We start from the raw sequence: 19,976 nt of genomic DNA, 5'->3' as shown, positions 1-19,976 counted from the left end.
CCGGAACAGGCGGCCGCAAGGCTCTCTACCCGGCAATCACAGCAGGATACGATATCGTGCGAAGCCGTTTTCGCCCTCGCCGGCAGGCTCGATCTTCAACGTCTTGACCTGGTTGATGAAATCCTTCGCCCTGGCTCCCGTTTCGAACACCACGCTGGTTTCCGGCAATGGCGCGAACGACCAGTTGCCGTCCGCTGATGGGTTGATGGTGCCTTCGGCGACGATGTAGCGCACGATCACGTCGCGGTTGGTATCGGGCGCCTCGTAGATCACCTTGCCCTGGTTGATCTCGGGGAAATTGCCGCCACCACCCGCGCGATAATTGTTGGTGGCAACGACGAATTTCTGCGCAGGATCGATCGCTTTCCTTCGAATGCCAGGTCCTTGATACGGTTGGAGCCGCCATTGATGACATTGCCCTTGGCATCGTATTTCGGTGGCTGCGACAGGTCGATGCGATAACTGACACCGTCCATCACGTCGAAATTGTAGGACGGGAAATCCGTGTTGATCAGCGGCTGGTCGACCTTGCCCGGTTCGATGTGCCTGAAGATGCCCGCCGACATCTCGAGCCACTCCTGCACCTGCGCGCCGGTGATCTCAACGGCACGCACCGTATTGGGATAGAGATAAAGGTCGGCGACGTTCTTGATGGCAATGTCGCCGGCAGGCACGTCGGTATAGTAGTCGGCGCCACCACGACCGCCGGCCTTGAACGGCGCAGCAGCCGAAAGCAGCGGCAGATCCTTCCACTGGGTGCTCTTGAGAATATCCTTCAGATACCAGCTCTGTGCCTGGCTGACGATCTGCACGGAAGGGTCGTCGGCCACCAGTGCGAAATAGGAGTAAAGCGGCGCGGACGTCTTGCCGACCGGGCGGCGCACATAAGCGAGCGTGGCCTCGTGATCCTTTTTCAGCGCATCGACGACGCTCTTCACATCCTCGACGATTGCCTTGTTCTTGTTGTCGACGCGCTCGAAGATCGGCCGCGCCTCGGACGTCGCTGAAACGACCCGCCACTTGCCGCCGTCGCGCTCGAGCAACAGGTCGATCAACCCCATGTGTGAACCCCAGAAACCCGCCATCACGGCTGGTTTACCCTGCAACGTGCCCTTTTCGGCATCGACGCCGGCGAGTTGCTGGAAATCCTTCTTGCCAGGGAAGACCAGATGCTGGTGACCGGTGAAGACTGCATCGATGCCCTCCACGCCGGCCACGAAAAACGAAGCATTCTCCATCATCTCGGCCTGCTTGATATCGATGCCGGAATGCGAAAGCGCGATGACGATGTCGGCGCCCTCTTCCTTCATCTGCGGCACCCAGGCCTTGGCCGCCTCGACGATGTCACGGGTCACCACATTGCCGGAGAGGTTCTTGGCATCCCACACCAGGATCTGCGGCGGCACGAAGCCGATAACGCCGATCCTGATCGGATATTCGGCACCCGCCCCGTCCTTCAGCGTCCTGTCCAGGATCAGATACGGCTTGAGGTAGAGCTTGTCGTCGCGTGGATTGGCGGCCTTTTCGGTGCCCCGGATCAAATTGGCGCAGACAAACGGAAAATTGGCTCCTGCCAGCACCTTGTCGAGGAAGGAAAGCCCGTAGTTGAACTCATGATTGCCCAGCGTCGAGCAGGAGTAGTCCAAGAGGTTCATGCCCTTCATGACGGGGTGGACGTCACCATCCTTCATGCCCCGCTCGTAGGCGACGAAGTCGCCCATCGGGCTGCCCTGCAGCAGATCGCCATTGTCGATCAGCATCGAATTGACAGCCTCCTTGCGCACGGCATCGATCAGCGAAGCGGTGCGGGACAGGCCGAGCGTGTCATTCGCTTTGTCGGCGTAGTAATCGTAAGGCAGCAGGTTCACATGGATGTCGGTCGTCTCCATGATCCTGAGATGGGCCTGGTTGGCCGCCGCACGCGCCGAAAACGGATGCAGCATGATCAAAGCTCCGGTTGCGGCTGTTCCCTGAAGCAGCGCGCGACGGGATATCGGCGGGAGCGGTTCGGACATGATGGATGATCCTTTCGCTAGCGTTTTGCTTCCCTGTCGCCCCGCGCCAATCTAGCGCCAGCAAATCTTGCGCCAAAAGCATCCCAAGTCCAGCAGGCTCGCATGACGCTCACGCGACCAAGGGCGGAAAAATACGACCTTTCCAACACGAATATGTCGCAATACGATAAACCCGTGCATCCCTGCAGGCATAGGCTTTACGGGCGAACGGTCGACACGGGGAGATCGGCATGAGTGACAATGACGAGACAATGCCGGCGCAATACGCTTCGCCACCCTGTTTCATGCACGAACTCGATCCGGCCTTTCAGCAGGCACTTTCCGACTGGAGCGATGTACGACGTTGGCGCAAGGCCGAGCGCGAAAGACTGATTGCTGCGCGGCTCGCCATCTCCGCCGATGTCCGCGCGACAAAGGCCGGACGTATCGCCGAAGGGCTCGATGCCGCTATCGGTAATGTTGCCGGCAAATTGATCAGTCTTTACTGGCCGTTCCGTGGTGAGCCAGATCTGCGCGGCTGGATGGAAAGTGTGAATGAGCGTGGCGGGCGCACCGCATTACCCATCGTCGTTGACAAGGACCAACCGCTGATCTTCCGCGCCTACAGGCATGGCGACAGGCTTGAACGTGGTGTCTGGAATATCCCTATCCCCGCCGAGGGCGATCCGGTCGTTCCCGATGTCGTCATCTCGCCGATCGTCGGTATTGATCCCGAAAAATATAGGCTTGGTTACGGCGGTGGCTTCTTCGACCGCACGCTTGCCGCGTTGCCACGCAAACCGCTGGTCATCGGCATCGGCTATGAGCTGCAGCGCATCACGACCATCTACCCGCAACCGCACGACATCCCGATGGATGTCGTGGTCACGGAGACTGCGAACCCTGGGTGATCAGCCGGGCGCTGCGCTGGCCGGTCGTATAGATCCACAGCCAACTCAACGCCACCGCGATCCGGTTTCGCAAACCGATCAGAAAGAAGATGTGGGCGATGCCCCACAGCCACCAGGCCAGCCATCCAGTCACGCTGAAGCGGCCGAAATCGATGACCGCGGCACGCTTGCCGATCGTCGCGAGATCACCCTGATGTCTGTAGACGAACGGCCGTCTTGCGTTGTCTCCGGCCAACCTGCTCTTCAGCGTGGTGGCGACATGGCGGCCTGCCTGCTTGGCGGCTGGAGCTATGCCGGGAACGGGACGGCCATCACCGCGCTTGGCCAGTGCCGTATCACCGACGACAAAGATTTCGGGATGCCCCGGCACGGTAAGATCGTCTTCGACAACCACCCTGCCCGCCCTGTCGGCTTCGGCGCCCAGCCATTGCGCCGCTGGTGAGGCTGCGACGCCAGCCGCCCAGATGATCGTGCGTGCCGCCAGTCGCTGATCGCCGAACACCACGCCTTCCGCGTCACAGGCCGAGACTGGACGCCCAAGCTCGACGGTCACGCCGAGCCGTTCCAGCGCGGATTTGGCATAGGCTGACAGGTCGGGCCGGAACACCGGCAGGATGCGTTCTCCTGCTTCGATCAGAACAACCTTGGTGTCGCGGGTATCGATGTTACGGAATTCTCCGCGCAACGTGGCATGCGCCAGTTCCGCGATGGTGCCGGCCAGTTCGACGCCGGTCGGACCGCCGCCGATGATGACGAAGGTGAGCAGAGCCTGGCGTATCGCCGGGTCGGTTTCGCGTTCGGCCCGCTCGAAGGCAAGCAGCATGCGCCGGCGGATCGTGGTCGCGTCCTCCAGCGTCTTGAGCCCGGGCGCGAATTCTTCCCACTCGTCATGGCCGAAATAGGCGTGCCGCGCTCCCGTCGCCAGCACCAGCGTGTCGTAGGCGATCGTGCTGCCGTCGGCCAGCAACACCTGCTTCTTGTCCTTGTCGACGCCACTGACCGTTGCAAGCAGCGTCGTCACCTCCGGCTCACGACGAACCAGATGCCTTACCGGCCAGGCGATTTCGGATGTCGCCAGCGAGGTCGTCGCGACCTGATAAAGCAGCGGCTGGAAAAGATGATGGTTACGCTGATCGATCAGCGTAACACGAACCGGTGCTTTGGTTATCGCCCTGACGAATTCCAGGCCGCCAAAACCCGCGCCGACCACAACCACATGATGAGGCTCGCTGTTCATCGCAACACCTTTTGTGCATCGCAGCAAACATGCGGGCGCAGGCGTCGAATTTCAAGCAGTCGTGAGATTCAAACTGGTTTTGCCGGCTAGGCCATTTCCGGCTTCAATCCCATGGCCGTGCGGTCGACGATTTCGCGCAATGCAAAGGACGAGTTGATTTTCGTGACATGCGGCATAGCCGACAGCCATTCCTTGTGGATGCGTTCATAGTCGGCCAGATCGCGTGCCGCGATGCGCAGGATATAGTCATATTCGCCTGACATCAGATGGCAGGAGAGCACGTTCGGACATCGTTTGATCGCCGTCTCGAAATCCGACAGCGTCTTCTCGAACTGACCGGACAGCGATATATGCACGATGGCCGTCATCTGATGGCCGAGAGCTGCGTTCGACAGGCGCGCATGATAGCCGCGAATGGCACCGGATTTTTCCAGATTGTCGAGCCGGCGCGAGCAGGCCGACTGCGACAGGCCAACCCTTTCGGCGAGTGCCGCATTGGGTATCCGGCCGTCCTTCTGAAGCGTGTCGAGAATAGCGATATCAATCTTGTCGAGTGGCATTCTTCGCGGTTCCTGCGAAAAAGTGATGATTTTACGCAACGATTATCGAATTGAGACCTCACCAGCAAGCGCATTCGCAAACACATGCAACCCGATTGGTGGTTCACTGTTCCTCTTACAGGGAGAAGGCCCAACAGGGCCAAGAGGAGATCACCCAACATGCGCGTCGGTTGCCCCAAGGAAATCAAGAACCATGAATATCGGGTCGGCCTGACGCCGGGTTCGGTTCGTGAATATGTCGCCCATGGCCATGAGGTGCTGGTCGAGACCGGCGCAGGTGCCGGCATCGGCGCGGACGACAATGCATACCGCGCGGCAGGCGCGGCCATCGCCAAGACCGCCGCGGACGTGTTCGCCAAGTCCGACATGATCGTCAAGGTCAAGGAGCCACAGCCGAACGAATGGGTGCAGCTGCGCGAAGGCCAGATCCTGTATACCTATCTCCACCTCGCTCCCGATCCAGAACAGACCAAGGGACTGCTTGCTTCCGGCGTCACCGCCGTTGCCTACGAGACCGTAACCGACGACCGCGGCGGTCTTCCGCTGCTAGCGCCGATGTCCGAGGTGGCCGGCCGCCTGTCGATCCAGGCTGGTGCGACCGCGCTGCAAAAGGCCAATGGTGGCCGTGGCGTGCTGCTCGGCGGCGTTCCTGGCGTGCTGCCGGGCAAGGTCGCGGTCATCGGCGGCGGTGTCGTCGGCCTCCATGCGGCCAAGATGGCTGCAGGCCTTGGTGCCGACGTGACCATCCTCGACCGCTCCATCCCGCGTCTGCGCTATCTCGACGACATTTTTGGTGGCCGCGTTCACACACGCTATTCGACCGTCGAAGCGCTGGAAGAAGAATGCTTCTCGGCTGACATCATCGTCGGTGCAGTGCTGATCCCGGGCGCAGCAGCCCCCAAGCTGGTGACCCGCGAGATGCTGTCGGGCATGAAGAAGGGCGCCGTGCTTGTCGACGTCGCCATCGACCAGGGCGGCTGTTTCGAGACCTCGCACGCCACCACCCATGCCGAGCCGACCTATGTTGTCGACGACATCATCCACTATTGCGTGGCCAACATGCCGGGCGCCGTGCCGGTCACTTCGGCGCATGCGCTGAACAACGCCACCCTGCATTACGGCCTGCAATTGGCCGACAAGGGCCTGAAGGCCATCCTTGACGACCACCACCTGCGCAACGGCCTCAATGTCCACAAGGGCAAGATCACCAACAAGGCCGTTGCCGAAGCGCTCGGCTACGAGATGGTCGAGCCGAAGGCCGTCCTCGCTGCCTAATCACAAGGCGACGAACGCCGTCCTGATTTCCTCCCAGTGCCGCCGGAGCGTTCTCGTTTCGGCGGTTCTTTTTTTGCGCGGAGGCCGGCTCGTGCAATCACGTTCCCGTGCAAAGGCCGCCGGCGATGTTTCAAGCCTCGACAAAATCTGTCGCGAAGAGGTGACAATCCGTCGCGGTCGGGCTAAGGATGAGTCGTCTGGGGCTTCGCGAGGAGCTCCACCTGTTTGCGGGAGAGAGCAGCGCGAGCTGCCGCCGAAGGGGAAATCGCCCGAAATCTCTCAGGCAAAAGAACCGTAAACGGGAAAGACACTCTGGAAAGTCGAGGGCACCAAAACCCTCGCGCCGAAGGTGTAAGCGCTTCCGACAGGGTTCCGGGGCGCGAGTCTCTCAGGCTTCAGACAGAGGGGCACGGAGCGGTCGCATCCAGCGGCCGACCATCGTGCTGTTCTGGAGAAGACATGACGGGCGAAGCCACCAAGACCCTTCCACTCGAAGATCTGCATCAGGCAGCGGGCGCCAAATTCGGTGCCTTTGCCGGCTGGTCCATGCCGCTGACCTATCCGGCCGGCGTCATGAAGGAACACCAGCACACACGCGAGCATGTCGGCCTGTTCGACATCTCGCATATGAAGCTGTTTGCAGTAAGCGGTCCCGGTGCCGCGTCCCTGCTCAACCGCGCCTGCCCGATCGACGCTGCGGCGCTGGAAGTCTCGCAGTCGAAGCTCACTTTCTTTCTGAACGACCAGGCTGGCATCCTCGATGACCTGATCGTCACGCGGTTGGGGGCCGAGCGCTTCATGGTCGTCGCCAATGCCGGCAACGCGGTTGCCGACGAAGCGCATCTCAAGGCACTGGCCAGGGATTTCGACGCGAGGGTCGAACCGCTCGACCGTGTCTTCCTCGCCATCCAGGGCCCCGAGGCCGAGGCCGTCCTGGCGGAAGCCGGCGTCGACGGCAGCACGCTCACCTTCATGCATGGCTTCGAGCCGAGGCCGAACTGGTTCATGAGCCGTTCCGGCTATACTGGCGAGGACGGTTTCGAGATCGGCCTGCCGGAAGCCGATGCGCGCGTACTGGTCACGCAACTGCTGGCCGACGAGCGCGCCATGTGGATCGGGCTTGCCGCCCGCGACAGCCTGCGGCTGGAAGCCGGCCTCTGTCTGCACGGCAACGACATCAGCCCGGATACGGATCCGGCAAGCGGCGCCCTGATGTGGGCGGTACCGAAGGAAATCCGCGCGTCCGGGACGTTCATCGGCGCCGAGGCACTGCGCGCCATCGTCGAAAAGGGTGCCAAACAAAAACGCGTCGGCCTGAAGCCCGAAGGTCGCCAGCCGGTACGCGGTGGCGCCGCCTTGTTCGACGCCGATGGCAATCCCGCAGGCACTGTCACCTCAGGTGGGTTCGGCCCGTCTGCCGGCCATCCGGTCGCCATGGGTTACGTTTCTTCTGCGCTGGCCAAAGCCGGCACCAAGCTGTTCGCCGACGTTCGCGGAACCAGGGTTCCAATCGAGGTCAGCGCCCTTCCCTTCACGCCTCACCATTACCGCAAAGGATAATTTGCAATGGCCAAGACCTATTTCACCGAAGATCACGAGTGGCTGAGCGTCGACGGCAACGTCGCTACCGTCGGCATCACCGACTATGCCCAGGAACAGCTCGGCGATCTGGTCTTCGTCGACCTGCCGGAAGTCGGTCGTAAGCTTGCCAAGGGCGACACCGCTGTCGTGGTCGAGTCGGTCAAGGCGGCTTCGGACGTCTATGCGCCGCTCGATGGCGAGATTACCGAAGTGAACGGTGCGCTCTCCGGCGATCCGGCACTGGTCAACTCCGCCGCCACCACCGACGGCTGGCTCTGGAAGATGAAGCTCGCTGATGAAGGTCAGCTTGCCGGACTTCTCGATGAAGCCGGCTACAAAGCCCATATCGGCTAAGCAGGACGTGAAATCATGACCGCTGCTCCTTATCCCTTTTCAACCCGGCATATCGGGCCGAGCGTGACCGACGCTCGTTCCATGCTGGCCACCATTGGCGTACCGTCCGTGGAAACGCTGATCTCGCAGGCCGTGCCGAAGTCGATCCGGCTCGACCGTCCGCTCGACCTGCCGGCCGCCGCTTCCGAGGCGGAAGCCTTGGCCGAACTTGCCGAGAAAATGTCGACCAACGTCGTTCTGAAGAGCTTCGTCGGCCTCGGCTATCACGGCACGCACACACCACCGGTGATCCTGCGCAACCTGTTCGAGAATCCGGCCTGGTACACTGCCTATACGCCCTATCAGGCCGAGATCAGCCAGGGCCGCCTGGAGATGCTGTTCAATTTCCAGACGCTGGTGACGGAATTGACCGGCCTGCCGGTGGCATCCGCTTCGCTGCTGGATGAGGCGACCGCACTTGCGGAAGCAGTCGGCATGGCCTTCCGCCATCACCGCGATAAGCGCCCCAAGGTGGCCTTCGCCGGCAAGCTGCATCCGCAGACCCGCGATGTCGTTGTCACCCGCGCCGAGCCGCTCGGCATCGAGGTCGACGGCGACACAATCGACGAAAACACCGCAGCCCTCGTCGTTGCATGGCCGGACACCTATGGCGTTTATGGCGACCATTCGGCCAAGATCGCTGAAGCGAAGGCCGCAGGCGTGGTCGTCATCTTCGTCGCCGACCCGCTGGCTCTCGCGGTCAGCGACACGCCGGCCAGCCTTGGCGCCGACATCGCCGTCGGATCCATGCAGCGCTTCGGCGTGCCGATCGGTTTCGGCGGCCCGCACGCAGCCTATTGCGCCGTCTCCGACAAGCTGACCCGCCTGATGCCCGGCCGCCTGGTCGGCCAGTCGGTCGACACCAAGGGCCGGCCAGGCTTCCGCCTTGCCCTGCAGACGCGCGAGCAGCACATCCGCCGCGACAAGGCGACCTCCAACATCTGCACCGCACAGGCATTGCTGGCCAACATGGCGACCGCCTATGCCATCTGGCACGGCCCGGAAGGCCTGCAGAGCATCGCCGAGCATGTCCACGGCCTCACTGCGCGGCTGGCCGCGGCCCTCAAGGCCAAGGGACACACCGTCCTCGGCGACAGCCGCTTCGACACGGTGACAGTCGAACTGAAGGGGCAGGCCAAGGCGAAAGCCAAGGAAGCCCAGACCGACGGGCGGCTGCTGCGCATGGTGAACGACGACCTCGTCGGCATCTGCTTCGACGAGACCTCGACCGAAGCCGACCTGCAGGCGATCGCCGCTTTGTTCGGCGCGACGGTTGCCGACAAGGCGGAACGCCAGTTGCCGGGCAAGCGCACCGTGCAAGGTTTCCTGTCGCAGCCGGTCTTCCACCAGAACCGCTCCGAAACCGACATGATGCGTTTGCTGCGCAAGCTGGCGGACAAGGACCTGGCGCTCGACCGCACCATGATTCCGCTCGGGTCCTGCACCATGAAGCTCAACGCCGCCGCCGAGATGATCCCGGTGAGCTGGCCGAGTGTCGCCAACATGCATCCGTTCGCGCCAAAGGCGCACTCGAAGGGCTACAAGGCGATGACCGATGATCTCGAGCGCTGGCTGGCGGAAATCACCGGCTTCCAGGCAGTCTCGCTGCAGCCGAACGCAGGCAGCCAGGGTGAATATGCCGGCCTGCTGGCCATCCGCCGCTACCACGCCTCGCGCGGCGAGTCGCACCGCAATATCTGCCTCATCCCCTCCTCCGCGCACGGCACCAATCCGGCCAGCGCGGCAATGGCGGGCATGGAAGTGGTGGTGGTGCGCTGCATGGAAAGCGGCGACATCGACATGGAGGACATGCGCGCCAAGGTGGCCGCCCATGCCGCCAACCTCTCCGCCCTGATGATCACCTATCCTTCGACGCATGGCGTGTTCGAGGAAGGCGTGAAGGAGTTGTGCCAGCTGATCCACGACAATGGCGGCCAGGTCTATCTCGACGGTGCCAACCTCAATGCGCTGGTCGGTCTCGCCCGTCCCGGCGACATTGGCGGCGACGTCTGTCACATGAACCTGCACAAGACCTTCTGCATCCCGCATGGCGGCGGCGGTCCCGGCATCGGGCCGATCGGCGTCAAGTCGCACCTGGCACCGTTCCTGCCCGGACACATCGACCTCGGCACGGACTACCCGGTCTCGGCAGCGCCCTACGGCAGTGCGTCGATCCTGCCGATCACCTGGATGTACATCCGCATGATGGGCGCTCAGGGCCTCAAGCAGGCGACGGAAGCTGCAATCCTGTCGGCCAACTACATCGCCAAGCGGCTCGAGGGGCACTATCCAGTGCTCTACAAGGGCGCCAACGGGCGTGTCGCGCATGAGTGCATCCTCGACACGCGGGTGCTGAAAGACAGCGCCGGCATCACCGTCGACGACGTCGCCAAGCGGCTCATCGACTATGGCTTCCATGCGCCGACCATGTCCTGGCCGGTGGCCGGCACGCTGATGGTGGAGCCGACCGAGTCCGAGCCCAAGCATGAGCTCGACCGGTTCTGCGAGGCGATGATTTCGATCGCCAACGAGGCCGCCAAGGTTGCCAGGGGTGAATGGCCGAAGGAAGACAATCCGCTGGTCAATGCCCCGCATACTGCAACCGAGACGCTTGCTGGCGACTGGGCTCATCCTTACACGCGGATGGAAGCGGCCTACCCGGCAGCAGATCCGGATACCGCTGCCAAATACTGGCCACCGGTATCCCGTATCGACAATGTGGCAGGTGACCGCAATCTCGTCTGCTCCTGCCCGCCGCTGTCTGAATATCTCGGCGCTGCCGAATAAGGCACCCTGGTATCTGGCCTATGCAACCCCCTCGCAAAAAGTTGCGAGGGGGTTGCAGCATTCCAGCCAGTCCAGCAAAGCGCCTGGCGTTTTTCGCGTCCGGAATTGCGTAAAAACAAAGAGCTGGAGCGTTCAGCGGAACGCTCTAGGCGCGCAGCGCCGGCCGCCGCGTCGACTCCGTGATCCAGCCGTCGACCACGACCCTGTTACGGCCGGCGCGCTTGGCCTGATAGAGTGCCCGATCGGCACGGGTCAGCATCTCCGTCAGCGTGGCCTTCTTCATCGAACCGAAGGCGACGCCGGCACTCACGGTACAACGCAGCACGCCGATTTGCGTGTGAATTTCCTGTCCGGCGAAATCCGCCAGGATGTTGCGGGCAGCAGCCTCGACGTAGTTGCCTTCGACACGCGCGATCACCAGCGCGAACTCCTCGCCACCGAGGCGAAATGCGCTGTCCCCGGCGCGCAAATTCGCCCTGATGACATCGGCGAAGCGCTTCAGCACCTCATCGCCGGCGGAATGACCGTAGACATCATTGGTATTCTTGAAATGGTCGAGATCGAACATCACGACCGCCAGTTCCTCGCCGAAGGCCTTGTCCGGGTAGCCGTCCACCAGGGCGCGGCGGTTCTGCAGGCCGGTCAGCGGATCGGTCAGCGCTTCGTTGCGGTGCCGGGCCGCCATCCGCAGATTGTGCATGGTCATGGGCAGTGCGCCAAGCGCGGTGAGACATGCCACGGAAACGATGATGTTGACGCGCTCGGCCCAGTTGTCAGGCGCCTTGCCCAGCACCCAGCTGCCGTTGAACAGGAGCACCAGGCCGCACAAGGCAAACGAGACGGCGCAGATCGCGAACAGTACGGTCATCAAGGTGATGAGCGCCGGAAACTCCTCGCGGGCCTGCCAGAAAACCCAGCCGACCCACACCAGCAGCGCGGAGGCAAAAGCATATTCGACCATGAAGGCGGCGCCATCGAGGCCCACCATCATCAGGAAGGTGGTCGAAAGGACAGATGCAGCGACGACGGCCAACACCTTTCGCGCGATGTGGATGTGCCCGTAGAATTGGCCAGCAGCAACCAGGACCAGTGCGAAACCGCTGGGCAGAAGGGCCATCAGCAGCGCTCCGATCCAGGGTTGCGGATCGTTGGTGTATCGCCAGAAGGCAATGACGTGCGCGGCCACCACGATCAGGCCGACCGCGGCCGTCAGGAAATAGTGGCTCTGCCGCATCGCGCTCCAGATCACCAGCATCGTAATGCTGAGACAGGTGCCGGACAATGCTGCCGCCAGCAGCAAGGACTGATAGTCCAGCATTGTTCGCTTCCCCGCTATCACAACAGCGTACATTGTACGCCATCATCGCCCATTTTGCGGCAACCCGGCTCGAACGCTCAGGAGAAAGTCGCCAGATGGTTTACGAGACGTCTCTATTCGGAGTAGAGCACGCGCAAGCCATGAACGGAACACGAACTGCTGTGATCCAGCCCACAAAACATGGCAGTATCACTCCCTGATTCGTTTTCAAAGCGCATGGACGAAATGGACGATCTTTTCGGCAATCCTGACAAGCAGCCACAACAGCAGCCACGCACCAGTTCGCGGCCTGCGGATCCGCTCGTGCAGGCTGCCAAGCGCACGCAGAACAGCGCCGCCAAGGATGGCAGCGAAGGCTACAGTGCAGCCGATATCGAGGTTCTGGAAGGACTGGAACCGGTAAGGCGCCGGCCGGGCATGTATATCGGCGGCACCGACGAGAAGGCGCTGCACCATCTCTTCGCCGAAGTCATCGACAATTCGATGGACGAGGCAGTCGCCGGGCATGCCACCTTCATCGAGGTGGAACTCGGTGCTGACGGCTACCTCACCGTCACCGACAACGGACGCGGCATTCCGATCGACCCGCACCCCAAGTTCAAGGATAAGTCGGCGCTCGAAGTGATCATGACGACGCTGCATGCCGGCGGCAAGTTCGATTCCAAGGTCTACGAAACATCCGGCGGCCTGCATGGCGTCGGCGTGTCGGTGGTCAACGCACTGTCCGATGACCTCGAAGTCGAGGTCGCGCGTGGACGCAAACTCTATCGCCAGCGCTTCTCGCGCGGCATCCCGCAGGGCGGACTCGAATTCCTCGGCGACGTCCAGAACCGGCGCGGCACGCGAACCCGCTTTCATCCCGACGCCGATATCTTCGGCAAGGGTGCGCATTTCGAACCGGCGCGAATCTACCGCATGGCGCGCTCGAAGGCCTATCTGTTCGGCGGCGTCAACATTCGCTGGTCGTGCGATCCATCGCTGATCAAGGACAAGGATTCGACGCCGGCCAAGGCGGAATTCCACTTTCCCGGCGGCCTCGGCGACTATCTGAAAGCTTCGCTCGGCGACGAGATGCAGGTCACGCGCGAGATCTTCTCGGGCAAGAGCGAGAAGCAGAGCGGCCACGGCTCCGTGGAATGGGCAGTCACTTGGTATGGCGGCGACGGCTTCCTCAACTCGTACTGCAATACCATCCCGACGGGCGAAGGCGGCACCCATGAGATGGGCTTCCGCAACGTGCTGACGCGCGGCCTGCGCGCCTATGCGGATCTGGTCGGCAACAAGCGCGCGTCCATCGTTACCTCGGAAGACGTGATGATTTCGGCTGCCGGCATGCTCTCTGTCTTCATCCGCGAGCCGGAATTCGTTGGCCAGACCAAGGACAAGCTGGCTACGGTTGAAGCGGTACGCATCGTCGAAACCGCGCTGCGCGACCCGTTCGACCACTGGCTGGCGGACAACCCGCAGGAAGCCTCGAAGCTGCTCGACTGGGTGATCGCCCGTGCCGATGAGCGCGTGCGCCGGCGCCAGGAAAAGGAAGTGTCGCGCAAGAGCGCCGTGCGCAAGCTGCGCCTGCCAGGCAAGCTCGCGGACTGCACGCAGAATGCGGCGGCGGGCGCGGAACTGTTCATCGTCGAGGGTGACTCGGCCGGTGGTTCAGCCAAGCAGGCGCGGGATCGTGCGATACAGGCGGTGCTGCCGCTGCGGGGGAAGATCCTGAACGTCGCCAGCGCCGGCAACGACAAGCTGGCCGCCAACCAGCAGATTTCGGATCTCGTCCAGGCGCTCGGCTGCGGCACGCGCTCGAAATACCGCGACGAGGACCTGCGTTACGACCGCGTCATCATCATGACCGACGCCGACGTCGACGGTGCCCACATCGCCTCGCTGCTGATCACCTTCTTCTATCAGGAAATGCCCAACCTGATCCGCGGCGGTCACCTCTTCCTGGCCGTGCCGCCACTCTATTCGCTGCGTCAGGGCGGCAAGATCGCCTACGCCCGCGACGATGCGCACAAGGACGAATTGCTGCGCACCGAATTCACCGGTCGTGGCAAGGTCGAGCTCGGCCGCTTCAAGGGTCTTGGCGAAATGATGGCGAGCCAGCTTAAGGAAACCACCATGGATCCAAGGAAGCGTACCTTGCTTCGGGTCGATGTGCTGGACGAAGAGACTGTGACCAAGGATGCTGTCGACGCGCTGATGGGCACCAAGCCCGAGGCGCGCTTCAGGTTCATCCAGGAGCGCGCCGAATTCGCAGCCGCTGACGCCTTGGACATTTGAGAGCATTCGGCCGGCGGTTTCGCCCCGGGAGCGGAGATGACGTGGTGAGTTGGGTGAAGCTGAAGGAATGGGTCGGCACGACGTTCGCCGGTTCGCTTCAGCCAACCCGCTCGGACTGGATTTTCGCGCTGCGCACCACGTCGGCCGGGCTGATCGCGCTTTTGGCGGCTTATGCCCTCAAGCTCGAACACCCGCAATGGGCAATGATGACCGTGTTCATCGTCGCCCAACCGGTCGCCGGCATGGTGCTTGCGAAAGGCTTCTACCGGCTGATCGGGACGGTTGTCGGTGCCGTGGCCGCCATGGGGTTCACATTCGCCTTCGGTGGCAACCCCTGGCTCTTTGTCACGGTTCTTTCGCTCTGGATCGGCCTGTGCACGCTGGTCTCGTCGCTCTTGCGCAACCCCGAAGCCTACGGCGCGGCACTCGCCGGCTACACCGCGATGATCGTCGGCCTGCCAGCCTTCGGCCAGCCGCACCTGATCACGGACCTCGCGGTCGCCCGCTGCGAGGAGATCATCCTCGGCATCGCCTGTGCGGCGATCACCAGCCGGCTGATCCTGCCGCGGCTCGCCGGCTCGGCGATCAAAGCGCGCCTGGAACGCTGCATCCTCGATCTTGCCGCCTATACGCGCGGCGCCTTTGCGGGCGCGGAACCGGCCAAGCTCGACGCTCTTTATCGCAAGCTGGTCGCAGACACGCAGACGCTGGGAGAAATGCGCGCTTATGCCCGGCTGGAGGCGCCAAGCGTGGCGACACGCGCGCACCCGGTCCGGCGGACCATTGGCCATCTGCTTTCTGCCTTGTCTGCCGCGCGCATGCTGCACGCGCACGCCGCCCCGCAGAATGCAGCTCTCCTGCCGGTACGAGGACAGCTGAAAGCGCTTGTCGGAGAGCTCGTCGACACACCGAATTCCCTGGAGAACACAAAGCCATGGGAGGCAAGGCTCACTACAATTGCCAACGAAGCCCTGCATGCTCCCGATAGCGCCGCCAACGAAGGCGAAGATCCGGTCGGGACCATCACCCGTCTCACCGTCGCCGGCGAATTTGCGCAATCTCTGCGCGAGGTATTGCGCGGTCTCGATGCCGTGCGGCGACCGACAACGGAAAAAGCCATGCGACAGCGCCGGCAGCCAGCGCTGATCGTGCATCGCGATCACCATGCTGCCTGGCGCAATGCCATCCGCGCCACGGTGGCCACCATGCTTGTCGCCAGTTTCTGGCTGACCACTCACTGGTCGGAGGCGGCTGGCACGCTGATCCTCGTTGCTGTCGTTTCAAGCCTGTTCGCGTCCAGGCCGGATCCGGCACAGGTTTCCTGGGGGTTTTTCAAAGGCACGTTGCTGGCGCTTCCGGTTGCGTTTGTGGTCGGTCAGCTTGCCTTGCCGGTACTGCCGGGCTTTGGCTGGTTCGTGCTGTTTGTCGTGCCCATCCTCGTGCCCGCGGCTCTCGCCATGGCCAATCCGCGTCTCGTCGGCGTCGCTACCGCCTTCGCCATAAATTTCCTGGCCTTCCTCAATCCGCATCAGGGCATGAGCTACGATCCCGCCGCCTTCTTCGCCGGCTCGATTTCGGTCCTGGTCGGCATCCTGATCGCCATCGGCGTGTTCATGGTGGTGTTGCCCGTCGACCCGATCGCCACCGCACGCCGGATCGCCGGCGCCATGCGTGAGGATCTGGTCCGACTGTGCCTGCATGACCGCATTCCGCGCCGTTCAGCCTTCGAAAGCCTCGCCTACGACCGCGTCAACCAGATGATGCCGCTGGTACAGCAGGCCGGTCGCAAGAGCGAAGGCCTGTTCGATGGCAGTGTTGCTTCGGTGATGGTAGGGCTGGAACTGCTTCGCCTGCGCATCGACCAGAAAGCCGGCGGCCTGCCATCAGCCATGACGCAGAACGTCAGCGACTTTCTACGGCAACTGGCGCGCAATCTGCTTGTCCGCGTGCCGAATGAGGCGTGGATTGCCAGCATCGCCGCGATGCGCGCGGACGCGGCTGCGATTGCCGCGACTGGTACGCCGGACGCGCTGCGCGTTGCTGCATCGCTGCGTGTGGTTGCCGCCGCCGCCGAAGATTACCCGGATTTCTTCCGCAAGGACTAGAACAGTGGCTGTTCGGCTCGAGCTCGCCGCAGCATCGGGCTGGATGGGCTATTGCCGGACGGTCCGATGCGCAACGCAATGATCATAGCGGTAGCTCGCGCGCTGCGCTGGGTTGAGTTCCCGATCACGAAGAATGGTGTCGCGAGGCGTGGCGGCATCTGCGCAGACATCGGCAAAAGGCGCACGAAGATCATCGACATACTCGATGTTGATGACCCGGTCGCCGTAGAACCGCGTGTATGCGGAGCATTCGTCGTAGCGGTGGCATTCCTCGGATACCACGAAATCGAATCCGATCCGCCTTCTCTCACCGTCGGAAAGCTGGGGTGTGTTCTTTTGCCCTGCCGCGAGACCCTGTTCATGTGCGGCACGCACCAGCAGTTCTGCGAAAGCGACCGCGTCCTTGTGTTTGAGCGCGCCCCTTGACCTCGTGAAGGAGTCCAGATTGTCGAATTCAACGGCATCGAACCCCGCGTGGGCACATTCGGCAATGGTGACAGCCAGGCGCTCCAGCACGGCAGTCCGAAGTTTTTCCGATGATATGTCGAGCAGATGCTCATCCGGCCAATCCGGATCGACCAGCGGCTTACCCTTGCCGTTCCTGACCAGCAACCGAGGTGGCCACGCCACGCCGGGCTGTGTCTGAAAACCATTGACGTAGCATATGTTGTAAAGGCCTTGGGCCGGCGCAGCGGTACTGTCGCGCACGACGACAGTGGTTCCCGCCGGCGGATCGTAGGCGCCACCAAGCTGATAGTCCGCTACGGCGTGGGCAGGAAGCGGCTTGAATGTTCGAGCTACTCGAGCCTCTTGTTCCGCAGAACTCGCTATCCCACCGCTCTGGATGCAGAGCCCCGCTACCAAAATACCGACCGATCGATGCATGGCCCTGCGTCACCCGTGGCTGATTCCCGTCGGCCACAGGCTAGGCGGCGGCGATGGCCAATGCGTGACCGCGTGCGTTCTGGCGCAGTGCATCCAGATGGATCGACTTTATGAGTGTAGCCAGATCGCCGGCAGCCTGCTGCCCCCCGATCTCCCTGAGCATCAGCCAGCTCACTTCCTGCACACCGGCGACGCGCTTGCCGTTGGCAACCTCGCGCCACACCTTCAGCGCCCTGAGCATGACGCCGTGCATGCCGGGCGACAGCCCTGCGGAAGTGAACAGCGCCTGCAGCGCAACATCGTTGCCGCCTGCCAGCAGTGACCTTACCCGCTGCTCCGATTGACCTGTCAACGCCACCAGGACCGCGCCAAAGAAATCGACCTTGCCATGCGCCACGGTGCGAATGATGAAGGCGGCGGTGAGATCGCCGCGCAGGCGCAGATGCTCGACGAGGGCCGGGTGCTCCCCTGCCCGCGTGCTCTCGATCAAGGTGACCGAGGCCTTTACGCAGGCGTCGCGCAACACACGGTCAGCGCGTGCGGAGCCCATCAGCGCCAGCACCAGCGGCGAGCCCTTCAGGGCATCGCCGAGCTTGACCAGCAGCATATGGCGGCAGTCTGCGGGCAGCGTATCATGCGCGATCAGTGCCTCGCGCACCGCAGGCACGTGGCCATGCCGTTCGGCGATGCGCCGATAGCTCATCGATGCGATCGCGGCGCCTGGATTGGAAAGCAGCGTCACACAAGCATCGGCCTCGCCGATCTCGGCGATCGCCGCTGCGACCGTCATCGACACCGCAGGCCGGTCCGCGATCAGTTCCTGCGTCGCTTTCTGGCCGCCGGCGACCCGGTCGATCAGGTCGGCGTCAGTCAGCAGCGGCGAGCGTGCCAGGACAAGGCTGGCGACCTCCGGCTGGTCCGAAGCCAGCGCGGCAATGATCTGCACCGGGGCATGATGGCTCATCGACAGCGCCTCGGCCATGGCCGCGCGCACCTTGGAAGAGGCGTCATCAAGCAGAAGGGTCAGTGCCGCCTCGGCGGCACATCGATCCTCGAAAGGAAGATCGCGGTTCACATAGGCTCTCGCCAGTGCGCTCGCCGCAGCCGCGCGCTCGGAAACCCTCGCAGTACCAACCCATTTCAGGAAATGAGGAACAACCATGTTCAAAGCTTCATACCCCAGCTGGCACACAACCCAGCAAACCCGAAAAAGACGTTAGGCAGAAATGGTTTACGAAGCGTTCACCATAATTTTTAACCAGCTTGCGAGCCTTCGCCGCTCGGCTTATCAAGCGGGAAACGGAGGATCGCCATGCCTGGTCTCTATCTGGAAGAGTTCACCGTCGGCCGAAATTTCCAGCACACGCTGCGCAAGACGGTGACCGAGAGCGACAACATGCTGTTTTCGGTCATGACGCTCAATCCACAGCCGCTGCACATCGATTTCGACTTCGCCTCTAGGACCGAATGGGGCAAGCCGCTGGTGAACTCCCTGTTCACACTCGGCCTGATGATCGGCATCGCGGTCAACGACCTCACTGTCGGCACCACGGTCGCGAATCTCGGCATGAAGGAAACGACCTTCCCGCATCCGGTCTTCCATGGCGACACGATCCGTGTGGAGACAACCGTGATCTCCGTACGCGAATCGAAGTCCAAGCCCGATCGCGGCATCGTCGAACTCGAACACCGCGCCTACAATCAAGACAATGTGCTTGTTGCCAAATGCCTCCGGCAGGCGATGATGCTGAAGAGGCCAGCCTGATGCGATCGCTGCTGTTTGTCCCAGGCGATTCCGAACGCAAACTGGAAAAGGGTTTTGCTTCGGAGACCGACGTGGTCATCGTCGACCTTGAGGACTCGGTTGCCGCACAGAACAAGGCGGCCGCGCGCGAAGTCGCGGCCGGTTTCATCGCCCGGCACCGCGCCGATACGAAGGCCGCCATCTATGTCCGTGTCAACGATCTGACCACCAGCCTCACCGACGACGATCTCGCCGCTGTCGTCGGCTCAAAGCCAGACGGCATCATGTTGCCGAAATCGAACGGCGGCCAGGATATCCAGCAACTGTCGGCCAAGCTGCGTGTCCAGGAGGCGCGCGCCGGCCTGGCCGATGGTGCGATCCGCATCCTGCCGATCATTACCGAAACGGCGGCGGGCGTTCTGGCAGCCACCAGTTATGCCGGCGCCAGCGGCCGCCTCTCGGGCCTGACATGGGGTGCCGAGGATCTGTCCGCGGCCATCGGTGCCCGCACGGCACGCGACGAGCAAGGCCGCTACACCGACGTCTTTCGCCTCGCCCGAACGATGACGCTGCTTGCCGCTTCCAGTGCCGAAGTCGCGGCGGTCGATACCGTCTTCCCGAATTTCAGCGACATGGCCGCTTTTGAAGCCGAATGCGTCGAGGCCGAGCGCGACGGCTTCACCGCCAAGATGGCCATCCATCCGGCACAGGTTCCGGTCATCAACGCCGCCTTCACCCCATCCAGGGAAGCTGTCGAACGCTCGGCCGCCATCGTTGCGGCCTTCGCCGCTGCCGGCAATCCCGGTGTCGTCGGCATCGAGGGCAAGATGTACGATCGTCCCCATCTGCGCCTGGCCGAACGCCTGCTGGCGCGGGCAAAAGCAGCAGGCGTCAGCACTTAGC

At 62.6% G+C, this 19,976-nt stretch carries 14 protein-coding genes, 1 pseudogene and 1 riboswitch; of the genes and pseudogenes, 9 read left to right on the top strand and 6 right to left on the bottom strand.

What is annotated here, in order from left to right; translation table 11 throughout:
- Positions 1–36 precede the first annotated feature (36 nt).
- Positions 37–2,015 (bottom strand): annotated as a pseudogene (locus C1M53_RS25070) (bifunctional 2',3'-cyclic-nucleotide 2'-phosphodiesterase/3'-nucleotidase).
- A gap of 230 nt (positions 2,016–2,245) precedes the next feature.
- On the opposite strand from C1M53_RS25070, the gene C1M53_RS25065 reads away from it, so the two are divergent.
- On the top strand, positions 2,246–2,905 hold the full coding sequence (locus tag C1M53_RS25065) for a 5-formyltetrahydrofolate cyclo-ligase (protein WP_129414697.1): 660 nt from the start codon (positions 2,246–2,248) through the stop codon (positions 2,903–2,905).
- On the opposite strand, the gene C1M53_RS25060 is transcribed toward C1M53_RS25065, so the two are convergent.
- Complete coding sequence (locus C1M53_RS25060) at positions 2,880–4,142, bottom strand: NAD(P)/FAD-dependent oxidoreductase (RefSeq protein ID WP_129414696.1); 1,263 nt, start codon at positions 4,140–4,142, stop codon at positions 2,880–2,882. The genes C1M53_RS25065 and C1M53_RS25060 overlap by 26 nt on opposite strands.
- An 86-nt stretch (positions 4,143–4,228) precedes the next feature.
- Positions 4,229–4,702, bottom strand: coding sequence for an Lrp/AsnC family transcriptional regulator (locus C1M53_RS25055; RefSeq protein WP_024924815.1), 474 nt, complete (start codon positions 4,700–4,702; stop codon positions 4,229–4,231).
- A gap of 159 nt (positions 4,703–4,861) precedes the next feature.
- On the opposite strand from C1M53_RS25055, the gene ald reads away from it, so the two are divergent.
- From ald to gcvP, 4 genes are all read left to right on the top strand, one after another.
- Positions 4,862–5,977 (top strand): alanine dehydrogenase, encoded by a 1,116-nt coding sequence (gene ald / locus C1M53_RS25050; protein ID WP_129414695.1) that lies wholly within the window; start codon positions 4,862–4,864, stop codon positions 5,975–5,977.
- 218 nt (positions 5,978–6,195) lie between these two features.
- Positions 6,196–6,282, top strand: a riboswitch (glycine riboswitch).
- 154 nt (positions 6,283–6,436) lie between these two features.
- Positions 6,437–7,537 (top strand): glycine cleavage system aminomethyltransferase GcvT, encoded by a 1,101-nt coding sequence (gene gcvT / locus C1M53_RS25045; RefSeq protein WP_129414694.1) that lies wholly within the window; start codon positions 6,437–6,439, stop codon positions 7,535–7,537.
- A gap of 6 nt (positions 7,538–7,543) precedes the next feature.
- Positions 7,544–7,912 (top strand): glycine cleavage system protein GcvH, encoded by a 369-nt coding sequence (gene gcvH, locus C1M53_RS25040; protein WP_101935430.1) that lies wholly within the window; start codon positions 7,544–7,546, stop codon positions 7,910–7,912.
- A 12-nt stretch (positions 7,913–7,924) separates the two neighbouring features.
- A complete protein-coding gene (gene gcvP / locus C1M53_RS25035) occupies positions 7,925–10,738 on the top strand; it encodes an aminomethyl-transferring glycine dehydrogenase (protein ID WP_207213146.1) in 2,814 nt (937 codons plus the stop codon).
- Positions 10,739–10,883: 145 nt separating this feature from the next.
- Here the strand turns inward: gcvP and C1M53_RS25030 are convergent, their stop codons facing one another.
- Positions 10,884–12,056 (bottom strand): diguanylate cyclase, encoded by a 1,173-nt coding sequence (locus C1M53_RS25030; protein ID WP_165358237.1) that lies wholly within the window; start codon positions 12,054–12,056, stop codon positions 10,884–10,886.
- A 216-nt stretch (positions 12,057–12,272) separates the two neighbouring features.
- Between C1M53_RS25030 and parE the strand changes: the two genes are divergently transcribed.
- Both parE and C1M53_RS25020 read left to right on the top strand, forming a co-directional pair.
- Positions 12,273–14,339 (top strand): DNA topoisomerase IV subunit B, encoded by a 2,067-nt coding sequence (gene parE, locus C1M53_RS25025; RefSeq protein ID WP_129414691.1) that lies wholly within the window; start codon positions 12,273–12,275, stop codon positions 14,337–14,339.
- Between the two features lie 44 nt (positions 14,340–14,383).
- Entirely contained in the window at positions 14,384–16,444 is a 2,061-nt protein-coding gene (locus C1M53_RS25020; RefSeq protein ID WP_129414690.1) for an FUSC family protein, read from the top strand.
- Positions 16,445–16,492: 48 nt separating this feature from the next.
- Here C1M53_RS25020 and C1M53_RS25015 read toward each other — a convergent pair whose 3' ends face one another.
- Both C1M53_RS25015 and C1M53_RS25010 read right to left on the bottom strand, forming a co-directional pair.
- Positions 16,493–17,329 (bottom strand): endo alpha-1,4 polygalactosaminidase, encoded by an 837-nt coding sequence (locus C1M53_RS25015; RefSeq protein WP_129414689.1) that lies wholly within the window; start codon positions 17,327–17,329, stop codon positions 16,493–16,495.
- Positions 17,330–17,369: 40 nt separating this feature from the next.
- Entirely contained in the window at positions 17,370–18,491 is a 1,122-nt protein-coding gene (locus C1M53_RS25010) for a DUF2336 domain-containing protein (protein ID WP_129414688.1), read from the bottom strand.
- A 150-nt stretch (positions 18,492–18,641) separates the two neighbouring features.
- Here C1M53_RS25010 and C1M53_RS25005 point away from each other — a divergent pair, with 150 nt between their 5' ends.
- Entirely contained in the window at positions 18,642–19,094 is a 453-nt protein-coding gene (locus C1M53_RS25005) for a MaoC family dehydratase (protein WP_129414687.1), read from the top strand.
- Positions 19,094–19,975: a CoA ester lyase gene (locus C1M53_RS25000; protein WP_129414686.1), complete on the top strand. Its 882-nt coding sequence runs from the start codon at positions 19,094–19,096 to the stop codon at positions 19,973–19,975. Before C1M53_RS25005 ends, C1M53_RS25000 begins: the two co-directional genes overlap by 1 nt.
- The last annotated feature ends 1 nt before the right edge of the window (position 19,976 follow it).

It is taken from the genome of Mesorhizobium sp. Pch-S, from assembly GCF_004136315.1.
Classification (GTDB): domain Bacteria; phylum Pseudomonadota; class Alphaproteobacteria; order Rhizobiales; family Rhizobiaceae; genus Mesorhizobium.
Note: the sequence above shows the minus strand (reverse complement) of the source record. Positions and strands in the feature narration are given on the sequence as shown.